This window comes from Desertivirga arenae, assembly GCF_017355785.1.
GTDB classification, from domain to species: Bacteria; Bacteroidota; Bacteroidia; order Sphingobacteriales; family Sphingobacteriaceae; genus Desertivirga; species Desertivirga arenae.
Map to the genome: position 1 here is coordinate 691,270 of NZ_JAFEWE010000001.1, position 11,982 is coordinate 703,251.

Sequence of the window (11,982 nt, forward strand, 5' to 3'; positions counted from 1 at the left end):
TACATCATTAATCGTCTTCAAACTTTGGATCGTCAGTCAGGAATTTAAATACGATTTCCCAATCGCCTTCGCGGAAAATTGCAAAGTTCAAACTCAACGTGGCTGTATTCCTTGCCCCTCCAAATACTAATCTTGAATATTGCAATGCCACTCTTGCAGTATTACCATCAGAATAATTTGTTCGTCTTGCAGTCAAAGGAATCGGATAGGCTACATCATATTGTACATATTCGTTAGTCTTCACCATGTTGAAAGCATGCAACATCGTTGTCCACCTGGTTTCATTGAATTTGGAAGGGTTAATAGCGACGTCATTTTTGTCGATGGCCTTAATCCTGAGGTTATGACCGTTACCGCCTGTAAAAGGTCGAATGAATACAACTACATCCTTCACGTCATCGTTACTTACCAATTCCTTATTGCTGGTCTTTCCGATCACACCTGAAAGACCAGGTCTTATGAAGTCTTTCTTAAATGTGTTGTTCCTGAATTTGGGATCAGGAGCATCACCGCCCGTAAAATCATTCTTATCGTTGGAAGGAAAGTAGGGCCGTTCCCTGAATGGCCTTATCTGAAAATCTTTCAGAACTACCGAGCCCCCGGTATTAGTGACCTTTACATCAAAATATCGCGTATTTTGAGGGAGGTTACTGCTATCTGCAGCTCTCGGTGTAATAAGATCGTTATTAGAGGAAGCCCATAAGATAAACTCTCCTGATTCTCTAACTTCAAATAATGGATGATCTTCCAATTTCCTTTTAGCCTGGATCTCTTCAAGGCTTTTCTCGTCACCAGTATATTCATTGGTCCATACCCATACCGGCCGGGTTTGAAACAAGTCTGTCACGGGTCGACCGTCCCCCCATCTGGCATTAACTATCTCAAATTTTAAGGGCCAGGTAGAGTTATCTGTATTTAGTCCCTGGCGGCTTATGGTTGTGCGTCCCAGTATTGGTTCTAAAATTTTGCTACTATAGTTGAGGTTCGGACTTAAGTAGTCCTTTTCCTCGGGTAGATCAAAGACTTTTTCACAGCTACTCAGGAGTATAATTGCTGCAAAAAAGGCAGTAACACGGTTTATCTTTGCTGTTATAGACATTGATTAGTTTTTTTAATTAATCCCCTATGTTATTTAGCAGGTTCGTTCATCGACCATTCTGCGAGCTGGAAGGCAGAACCGCCGAATCGCATGGAATTGAAGGTTATGCGATAATAGCGATAGGCGGTTTTGTTATTAAAATAGAAGACCCTTTCCATAAAGCGCTCCCGGAACACTTCCTCATTTCGAGAGTCTAAAGTGGTCCACACTTTATTATCATTCGATCCATCCAATGACCAGGATGCAGGATCCCTATCCTCAGCGTCATTGGCGGATACCAAGGTGTAAGATCCCGCAACTACAGGCTCATTAAATTCATACTTCAACCATCCTCCCCTGAATGGATCTTCGAGAAATTTTGTATTTCTGTCGCGATCAATAACCCTATTCGAACCCTCAATATTATTGGGGTTGCAGGCAGAACGCGCACAACTTGAAACAGAAAGTTTTCCTCCCACCTTGGCGAAAAGATTAGGTGGAGGTGGGACATAGGTAAACCGGCTAACGAACTGTCTGAAACCGAAGATATGATCGGATGATACGACGTGAACCACACCATTCTTCGTTTTTATGTTATTGGAAGTAGTGGTAGTAGCCACCCAATTTCTTACCAAAGCACTTCTGTTCGTGTTTTGAAAAACAATATTTTCAGCGCCGCCGCTAGTGTACCCAGACGAAGAACTTGTTCCAAGCTTAGCATTCATTGGGTAGTTATACTTCACTCCGAATAGGTTCACTCCATCCTGGAATGCAAGCAAATTGGTAGTATAATTTCCTTTGATAATATACTGTGACATCATTGTATCCAAGTGGACGCCTTCGACGGAGCTCAGGGCCAAGGGAGGCAATTCTGACTTTTTCCGTAAATTATTTAAATTGGTCAGAGCGACTTGAAAGCTTTGATTGGGTACGGCGAAAAGAGTCACCGAATCATTCTTCAAAATATTCTGATAACCCATACGATCGATAACCTTGACCAGGGAATCAAATACTCCGGGCTTACTTTTGAGATACTCATAGGTATTGCCACTAAAAGTCTTGTCTTCCACTCCTGCATTATAGTAGCCCGAGTCTTTGCTACAGGAATAAATACATGCGAGTATGGTGGCAAACGCAGGTATTAAAAATCTTAAATACTTACTTTTCTTTTCCATGGCTTCATCTATTCCCAATAAGGGTTTTGCGTTAATAACTTATTTTGTTGCAGTACTTTCCTCGAAACGGGCCAGTATATTCCTCCGGATCTGATCAGGTTAGTAAAATTGGTATTGGTCCCTTTAATCTTATTATACCGCACCAAATCGTACCAACGGTGTCCCTCTCCCATGAGTTCGCGTTGACGTTCCTTAAAAATTGCGTCAATCAAGTCGCCGTTAATATTCTGATCATATGCCTTAAGGCCTCTTAATTGCCTGATAATATTCAGAACTTCTATCGCTCCCCCAGTTTCTCCAAGCACAGCCAACGACTCTGCCCTTAGAAGTGCAATGTCTTCCAATCGGGTAAAAACTATGGGACTAGTGAAGTACCTGAAATTGGGGTCTGTTTGTCCTCCCTGAATTGATTTGATCTTACTGAAAATAGGATACTTGCCGTTGTAGTTACTGAAATAGGCAGTATTGCGTGGGTTTCCGAGGGTATCTAAACTGAAGCGTTGATCGTCAGCCTCATTGAATATATTAAGAATAGAATCTTTTACCATGTAGATATCCGGGATCTTTTTCGTCACCACAGGTTCAGCAAGTGTTAATTCCTCAATATGTCCGGTTGTAGAGCCATCTTCGTGGCCATAGTCGGAATTGAACCCCAACAAGTGATTAAATCTCTTTGCGTCAAAGAATCCATTTCCCCTTGTGAGCTCATCTGTCGGCAACCATGACATGGCACTCTTTCCAAAATTGTCTATTACAAACTTTGAATATTTGGAAACATCGGCATAATTTCCTTGCCAGGCAGCCACATGTGCCAAAATCCCATATGCAGAAGTCTTTCTTGCAAGAGCGCCTTCCCAACGTACGCGGTCTTCATTGTAATAATTCCCTTGTTGCTGTGGATCATTATCACTGTAGATATAAGGTAGATCAGCAGCTGCTGCCAATAATTCTTTCTCTACCCAGGCTAGCACTTTGTCTTTACTTTCACGAGGCATCTTTTCAAAGTTGCCATCGTGTGAAGTGATGATAAAAGGCACATCTCCCCAAATCCGTACCATGTAGAAATAGGCAAAAGCCCTGAGGAACCTGGCTTGAGCGATATCAAGTTTCATGTTATTGTCTGTATAACGAAGGTCTTTCTCTTTAACTTCTGGAATCCTTTCGATAAAGAGGTTTGCAGCATTAATAGCGGCATACCACCTTGTCCAGTTAGAGAGTTCTTCAACCACAGGAAAGGAAGCATTCAAAGAGTTTTTGATCACGGCATTAAGATCCTGGCGAATAGGACTGGCAAAATCGCCCGAGCGTACATCACCGTAAATCCAATGTGCGTTGTTATCTATAAGGGCAGCACGGGTAAGAGCGTAAACTCCCATGAGAGCTCCCCTGGAATCCTCCAAAGAGTTCCACATATTCTCCTCTCCAACTGTTCTTACAGAATCTACCTCGAGTAGCTTCTTGCACCCTGAAAGTACAGCAGCGAAGAGTAAGCATGATAGTATTATCTTTTTCATCTAGTTTCTTTTAATTCAGATATGTAAACTATTTGCTATTAATTTGAGGCCTATAATTCCATCTTAACCCCAAGTGTAAATGTCCGCGGTATCGGAAGTCCGTAACCTGTATCATAGCCGGTGTAGTCTACCAACTCAGGATCGCGACCCGTATATTTGGTCAGCGTAAACACATTATTGATGGTAGTGTAGATATATAAATTTTGAAGCTTCATTTTGGATCGGGCCATCTTAGTCAGGTCGTAACCTACCGACAGGCTGCGCAACTTGAGGAATGAGGCATCTTCCAGAAACAAGTTTTGATCTGGACGGTAGGGTAATACCGTACTCCATGGATTATACAAAGGATATTTGCTGTAATCGCCGGTTTTTTCCCAAAAAGTGATCTCTTTAACCGAATTAATATTTGACTGCCCCTCCCTATTGATAAAATCAAAGCGGTTGGCCATATTCTGATTAATGATGTCCCTTCCCAGGTTATAGTAAAAGTTGAGGTTCAAATTCCATTTGCCGAAAGTCAAGGCATTATCAAAGTTTCCATAAAGAACCGGCAGAGCATGCCCCATCATTACTTTATCAGAATTGTCAATAGCATTATCGCCATTAATGTCTCTCCATTTCGGATCGCCCCCTTTAAGAAGACTTCCATTGAATTTCATTACCTCGCCATTCCTAACCGGAACTTCGGCGTCTGATTCATAAATTCCATCATTCTGCAAAAGCCAGTAAGAATCTATAGACTCCCCTACTTTCAGCAGCCTGTTGCTGAGCTCTACCTGCTGAATGTCACCCGGAAGGGCCTTTAGGCGATTTTTATTGACATTAAAAGACATTGAAGAAGTCCAGGAATTCTTCGGATTCCTGATAATCTCTCCAGAGACAATAACATCAAGACCAGTATTCCTTACAGACATTCCACTTTTGATAAACTCCCTGTATCCATACTCAGCACCATCAGGCACACCAAACAAAAGGTTCTTTTCCGTTTTGGAGTAAATGGTCGCAGCAAGCCTCAGTCTGCTATCGAGCGCTGCAGTACTAAGGGTTCCGTTAACTTGATTTGAATAAGCCCATGGGATTCCATATCCAACCCATCCGAAGTTATAAGGGCGGGTAAGTACTGCGAAGGCGTTATAGCCAGGGACCGTAACATTACCGGTATACCCAACGTTTGACATGTATTGCGGGCCTTCGGCATAATTATCATAACTATTTAATCTGCCAATGCGGCCAATGCCAAACTTAAGATCAAGAGCGGAGATTTGCTTTGACTTGCTAAACAGTTCGTTCTTTAAGTTCCATCCGATAGATGCAGTGGGTGAAAAGAAAAAACGCTTAGTAGGTTGGGCATTAGAAGACCCGTCAACTCTTAGTGTGGTAGAAAAGGAGTACTTGTTGTTTAAAGAATAGTTCCCGGTAGTGTACGCAGACAAAAGATTCGACCGTGTACGATCCAGGAAGCGAAATACAAGCTCTTTAGGGAAAGCTCGTGGCAACAAATACTCGTCAGGCTTATTTGGATCTGAAAAAAGAAGATTTATTTTAATGAAATCTGATGATCCCTTATAAGCGTAAGCATTATTGTATTTATAAGTATCCCATTGGATTGATTGTCCTAACTCCAGATGAAAGTTATTACCAGAATCAAACACTTTGTCGTATTTTGCACTATTTGTAAGAAGGAACCGCTGGTTAAATCCGTAATAATTAGAAGCGTAACTGGTATTTTGCATTAAGGATCTCGTATAAAAAATATCCCTGTAACCCTCATTGTAATTAACTGCAAGTCGAGAGTCAAAACGAATCAAGCCAAGATCAAGTCCCAGGTTAGCATACCCGTCAATGATATTCGTTTTATTATCATCAAATCCATTTTTATAGAGAGACAAATAATTGCCGTAGACATCTTTGTTAGGGCTAAGCGGCGAGCTTAGATCCGGGAAATAGTTTACTTGGGTAAAACGATCTCTCAGGCTCCTGTTCCTGTCACGCTCAACGCGGTTGGCATTTACCATCGCGGAGAAAAGAAGCCATTTTACAGGACGCATGTTTATGTTAAACCTGGTACTATAACGATTAACTGCTGTCTGGTCTGCAACTCCCTGGTTTTGAAGATTGCCGAGTGAAAATCGAAAATTAGCTCGTTTTGTTCCACCTGTTATGGAGGCATTAATAGAATAAGACATCGCATTCCGGTAATAGAGATCCGACCAGTTTGACGGTCCAAAATATCCCGCACTAAGTGAATCACTTAAATAAATTGGATATACCTCGTCTTCAGAATTCCGGCCGTTGGTAGTATAGAGGTCGTAGAAGCGCTGCCTGAATGCATTCTCATAATTACCATTAATGGTAGTAATTCCAGGCCTTGGAGAGTAACCGATATAAGAACTGAAGGTAACGCGGCGTACGGTATCTGCCAGTTTCGATTTCAAAAGAATAATCCCATTGGCGGCCTGTGGACCATAAACGGCAGTAGCCTCTACATCAGATAGCACTTCTACTGATGCAATGTTATCCATATCAATATTTGAAAGGACATTTGTAGCAGGGCCTATCCTGTTAAAATTGTATTGCTGGATATCGTAGGCAAATGGATGCTCATTTACCAGGGGCATTCCATCAAGTATTACAAGAGGTTGGGCATCATAGACATGCCTTGGGGAAAGCAAGGGTAGGGCGGCGCCGCGAATGAACATGGTTTGATTAGTACCAGGTTCACCTGATGACTCCTGTACATTTAAGCCGGCAAACCTTCCTTTAACATATTGCTGAAGGGTTACTGCAGGAAACATGGAAAGGTTAAAGGGTGTATTTGGCGAAAGTTTCCCCGATAGACTGTCTTTAAAAGACGATCGGCCAGAGCGATTTTTTTTATACGCTTTTACAGAATCTTCTAATGCAATCTTCTTTACAAAGATTGCATTTCGAATCTCATGAGTTCGGATTTTCTTTTCCTTTTCGACACCAGATGCCCTGGAAATCCCAGCAACTGCAAAAACAGAAAAGGCTAACAATAAGTATCGCATAATTAGGGGTTCATAATTTGAATTAGTTTATAGAATACTTTGAAAGAGCTTCCTCTTAAGCTTTGGAATAAAGCGCTCTAACTGTAGAGATTGGTTCGTATTTGTTCGATCATAGTTGGAATTGAGTTAGTTAAACAATAGTTATTTTTCTGATATTCTTCGTACTTACCGTGCTGGTTGATTAAGCATAGAGATCAAAGTGCAGCGGTGACAAAGCACTCTGATCTCTATCTTTCTATTTTAGCTTGTGATCAAGCATTTTTATAAAGTAACCTCCTACAACGCTGCGTGCTGTAAAATTCATCCTTCTGGAATTCGTTGTTCCATGCCAATCGCTCAGAGGTACTCGGTCAGGAGTTTCAAGAGCATATTTATACATGGGACTAACCAATGCATTAAAATCTTTTGGATTATCAGCCAGCGTTGCTGACCAAAGGACCCAGTCAGACTTAGTATAAGTCTCGCGACTGTCAAGAGGCAGGCCGTATACGTTTTGTTTGGTCAGATAAAAGTTCACCTCTTTTTTATAAACTTCTTCTGGAAATAGATTAAGGTTCAATACTTTATCCCAAACCAGGTTATATTTCTGACTCCAGCTATTTTTCTGATTAAACGTGAGAGCATAATGGTCTCCTGCGTCAGCAATATTCATCCAGCGTTTTGCCATATCTTTTGCCAAAGCCCCATACTTTTTGGCAACATCCTTGTTCCCCAGCATATCGGCCAGCATCGCATACCCACCTAATGCAGTGATGGCTTTCACAGACAAATTTGCGTTACGTGCAAGGTGCCCGGCAAAGTCGTCCGTGGATAATTGATTGGCGGGATCAAATCCTTCCTTGCTTAAATAATCCGCCCACACTGATAATGTCTCCCAGTGCTTCTTTGCGTAGTTCGCATTACCTTCTGCCTTGGCAATGGCCGCTGCAAGAATTAACATATTACCTGATTCTTCAACTGGCATATCCTCTCCATAAGTTTGCCCGTTAGCGATTGGATAACTACCCAGATCATGAGCGGCATAAGGTTTTTTCCAACGACCGCTTTCGCTATAGTAGAAAATTCCGTTCATCATTCCTTTCAGTAGATCGGGGTTGTAAATAAGGAATAGAGGAGCTGAGGGATATGTTATGTCTACTGTATTGATTGATCCATTACTAAAGTTCTCTTTCGATAGGAAAAGAAGCTCGCCTTCCGGACTTTTGGTTAAGATATGAGCAGATATTGCCTGTCTATAAGCTATTTCGCAAAGCTTTGCATATTGTTCACCTCCGCTTTTAAATGCATCATCATAAAGTTTTTTATCGAAGTCGACACATTTCTTCATGATTTCCTGGTATTGCTGAGAGGCTAGTGCAAATTGGTTCTCAATTGTTTCAGTACCGTTGATATTCCACCAAGGGCGAAGGTTGTTTTGGAAATACTGTACAGCAAATATCTCATCATAGCCGATCATTATATAATTTTCCACAGCTGCCCCTCCAACTGTACCTACTGGGATGGTCGTATTAAGCTTTAATTTTGCCCCCATCATTTCGGTAGCTGCAGGGTCTGTATCTGAAATAAAATTATTTAAAGCCTCTGATTCAGAACTTATATTTTGGATAGCGTTGCTTTGTTGAGGTACAGCGACATAAACCGATCCCCAGTCTATGCGAACATCATCACCGGTTCTTTTTAGTAGCGGTTGCTCTACAGTTCCCGCTTTTAAAATATTTAATCCATTTCGTGAATACTCCACTCCTTTTACCGGTTGGAAGGCTGCATGAACGGCCAGTGTACTTGAGGCTCCAAAGTAAAGCTTCACCAGGTGTTGTTTACCGTCGTTAGAATTTACTTTTGTCGAGATATAAGAAACAGGACGCGACATAAGGTTCAAGTCATCCATCAGCAAGGGGGAGGTGAAGGTCACATTAAGGTCAATTCCTCCACAAGTGAATGCATATATAGTTTGGGTAGCATTAAGGTCAATACTTTTTTGCTTTGCCTCAAGGACTCCAGGCCCCTTAGTAGCAGCTTCTTCAACCAATCCCATATCCAACCACCGTCCACCAGCTGTATTCGCAACATGAACAGCTATTATATTCCGTCCTGTTTTTAATAGCTTTTTATTTACAGGGATATAAGCGTAGTTCTCTGTCCAACCAGCCTTACTATAAGCAGGTTTACCGTTGATATAAACCTCAATATTATCATCGTGATTTAATTTAAGATATACAGCCTTCTCGCTGATCTTATTCAGGTCAAAACTTCTTCTAACCCAGATATCATTCGTTTTCCAAGGTGTTTTAACCTCACCTTTGTCTGAGCCTAGTGGCGCCGCTCCGCTCTTCCAGGCGTTATCGTTGAAACTAATTCCTTCCCACCCATTTGCTGGTCTCGTCTCCGTATACTGAACAGTATACTCTGATTGATCTGCAGCGGGTAATATAGGAGTGTATACTTTTTCAGCCTTCCCTAAAAAATTGTAGATCTTACCGTCAACACTTAGCATTCCATTCAATGACTGAGGAGCCCCGGTCCAATGCGTTGTTGTTGCAGCATTTAACGTGTCATTCCCTGACCAGATGCTAAAGTACGGGTGATGTGTAACTAAAGGATATGCCGGTGCCAGCCGATGCTGAGCATTGGCACTCGAAGCCAATAGCAGGGCAGCTCCTAAAAATAATCTCTTCATAAATATTAATCTGCGTGTGTTTGTGTCTTATTTTTTTGCTAATGACGTATTACTATCCTTTTTACTCATTAAAGTAAGCCCGGCATCTATAAATTGTCCTCCGATTGTTTGATGACAATGAATGGCTATCACATTCTTACCATTTGAAACCAATGCCTTCTTCGCACCATCTTCAATAGCTACAAGGGTATATTTTGGAGTGAAGCCCTTTATGTCCGCTGCTTTTACACCATTGATGTACACTTCACATTCATCATCATGATGAATGGAAAGCATTAGCTCATCTTTATTGATCTTCGAAAGATCACCTACCCTGAACTCATGTCTTAACCAAATATCGCTTGTGGTCCATGGCGTTCCAATGACAGCTCCCGGAGTTCCCTCTTTACCAAAGCCACCTTTTCCCGACTGCCAGTTCTGGTCATTGAACTCTTTGCTGAACCAGTTGCTGAAAGGTTTGCTGAAACTATACTTCCAGATCTTAGCATCACTTTTTGCATTAGCCAGAATATCCCTCAGATAGATATTCCCTTTAATAGCGCGCTCATTTGAAGCCCTAATCTTATCTATGGATCCTTTAATCACCTCGCGATCATAGGTAAGCAGTCCATTAAGTTCTATTTCCACATCTGTGATCTCCGTATATACCGCAGCACTTAAGCCATTATTAGTCTTGTACTGGGTAAGGTCGTTGGCGAACTGATCGTACAGATTCAAGTACTCTTTTTCATTGTCGATCATTATATAGGTTGGACCAGTTTTCCAGGTATGACCAGGAATGATAAAACCAATGCCACCATATTCACCGCACGCCAGCGTTTGGGTTGCACTTGCAGCAGGTACATCTGGAGGTGGATAACTGTGGATATCCATGACGTCTCCCACGCCATAATGACTTCCACCACTAGCCTGGTTTACTAACCTTGTTGGATCTAGTTGTTTTACTTTCTGTACAAGTGCGGGAGTATTATGCTGCGCCTGACTTTCATTAAAAACCACCCAACTTATTATTGAAGGTGAATTCCAATGGGTTTTAATCATGCGGGTAAGCTCTGATGAGAAGGCAGCAGTATCAACAGGAGGCACATGCTCGGTGTATGAGTTCGGTGAAGGCATATCCTGCCAAACCATCAAGCCTAATTTATCTGCCCAGTAATACCATCTGTAAGGTTCTACCTTTATATGCTTGCGGACCATATTGTATCCGAATTTTTTGATCATCTCCAGGTCGTAACGCAAAGCAGCATCGGTTGGAGCGGTATAGCCTCCATCCGGCCAAAAGCCCTGATCTAAAGGTCCCAGCTGGAAGAGAAATTTATTATTAAGGAACATCTTCTTGATTCCGTTCTCCTCTCCAATAGAGATCTTTCTCATACCGAAATAACTCTCTACAGCATCGATATTTCTGGATCCCTGTTTAAGTGCGATGCTTAGGTCGTATAAAAAGGGGCTATCCGGAGACCAAAGCTTAGCATTTTTTACAGGCACACTTATCTCTGTATTCGGTTGCACAGTAATTGTTTGTATTACTTTTCCTTTATCTTTTATCTGTATCGCAACTTCTAAATTCTGTGTTGTCTTATCTGTTTGAACGAACAGCTTTACAACGGATCTATCAATATCCGGAACAATCTTCAGATCGCTTATGCTGGTTTGCGGAACAGGCTCAAGCCAAACTGTTTGCCAAATACCTGTGACAGAGGTATACATAATTCCTTGAGGGTTCAAGGTTTGTTTTCCACGAGGAAAGCCACCTTTATCTGTAGGATCATAAACTCTAAGTGCAATATCCTGAGCTCCGGTTTCTTTTATCTGTGCTGTAATATCAAAACTGAATGGATCATATCCACCTGTATGGATACCCAGGCTTTTTCCATTCACGAACACTTCTGTTTCGTAATCAACAGCTCCAAAGTGTAATAATATACGTTCACCTTTCCAGGATCCAGGAACGTTAAACTTCCGGCGGTACCAAATACTTTCATGATGCTCCATTACACCAGAAAGTGCAGACTCCACCGCAAATGGTACAAGGATGGAACGGGACAGATCACCTGCAGGCAAAGCTTCAGTTCTGTTCGCAGCAGGCTGGAACTGCCATAGTCCGTTTAGATTGAGCCATCTGTTCCGCGCAAATTGAGGACGTGGATATTCGCTCAATACATTCTTCGGATCTACATCTTTTGAAAATTTACTCATTAATGCAGCTTTTTTCGGTTGCCATTCCTGTGCAGAGGATATGAGCGGCAATGAAAGAGCAGCAATAAGAATTAATTTTTTGAAATTCATACTCATTTATTTGTTAAGTGGTGTGTTTATAATTTCTAGTGCTTTTTAGAGCTTAAATCGGTTCGTTTTTGTTGGTGAGCTCCCAGCAGCTCATTCTCCCCTCTTTGTTACAATCCAAATGTCGCCAATGTCCATATTCCGGATTTCTCAAACTATGGCTCATTCGTCTCATTTTCAGTAGAAGGAATTTAGACAGGTCTATGTGGTGGTCTTTAAAGAG

The 11,982-nt window shown here is 41.7% G+C and carries 6 protein-coding genes; all 6 read right to left on the bottom strand.

From position 1 onward, the window contains the following. Positions 1 to 7: 7 nt before the first annotated feature. The gene (locus J4N24_RS02765) at positions 8 to 1,099 is read right to left on the bottom strand and encodes a DUF5007 domain-containing protein (protein ID WP_207532100.1); all 1,092 of its coding nucleotides are present in this window, start codon (positions 1,097 to 1,099) and stop codon (positions 8 to 10) included. Between the two features lie 29 nt (positions 1,100 to 1,128). Next, entirely contained in the window at positions 1,129 to 2,253 is a 1,125-nt protein-coding gene (locus J4N24_RS02770) for an ATP/GTP-binding protein (RefSeq protein WP_207532101.1), read from the bottom strand. 8 nt (positions 2,254 to 2,261) lie between these two features. Continuing rightward, positions 2,262 to 3,767, bottom strand: a complete 1,506-nt coding sequence (locus J4N24_RS02775; protein ID WP_242691478.1) for a RagB/SusD family nutrient uptake outer membrane protein — start codon at positions 3,765 to 3,767, stop codon at positions 2,262 to 2,264. A gap of 50 nt (positions 3,768 to 3,817) precedes the next feature. Beyond that, positions 3,818 to 6,796, bottom strand: a complete 2,979-nt coding sequence (locus J4N24_RS02780) for a SusC/RagA family TonB-linked outer membrane protein (protein ID WP_207532102.1) — start codon at positions 6,794 to 6,796, stop codon at positions 3,818 to 3,820. 235 nt (positions 6,797 to 7,031) lie between these two features. Beyond that, the gene (locus J4N24_RS02785; protein WP_207532103.1) at positions 7,032 to 9,473 is read right to left on the bottom strand and encodes a glutaminase family protein; all 2,442 of its coding nucleotides are present in this window, start codon (positions 9,471 to 9,473) and stop codon (positions 7,032 to 7,034) included. 27 nt (positions 9,474 to 9,500) lie between these two features. Further along, positions 9,501 to 11,762 carry a glycoside hydrolase family 2 TIM barrel-domain containing protein gene (locus J4N24_RS02790; RefSeq protein ID WP_207532104.1) on the bottom strand — a complete coding sequence of 754 codons (2,262 nt, stop codon included), beginning with the start codon at positions 11,760 to 11,762 and terminating at the stop codon, positions 9,501 to 9,503. Positions 11,763 to 11,982: the final 220 nt, after the last annotated feature.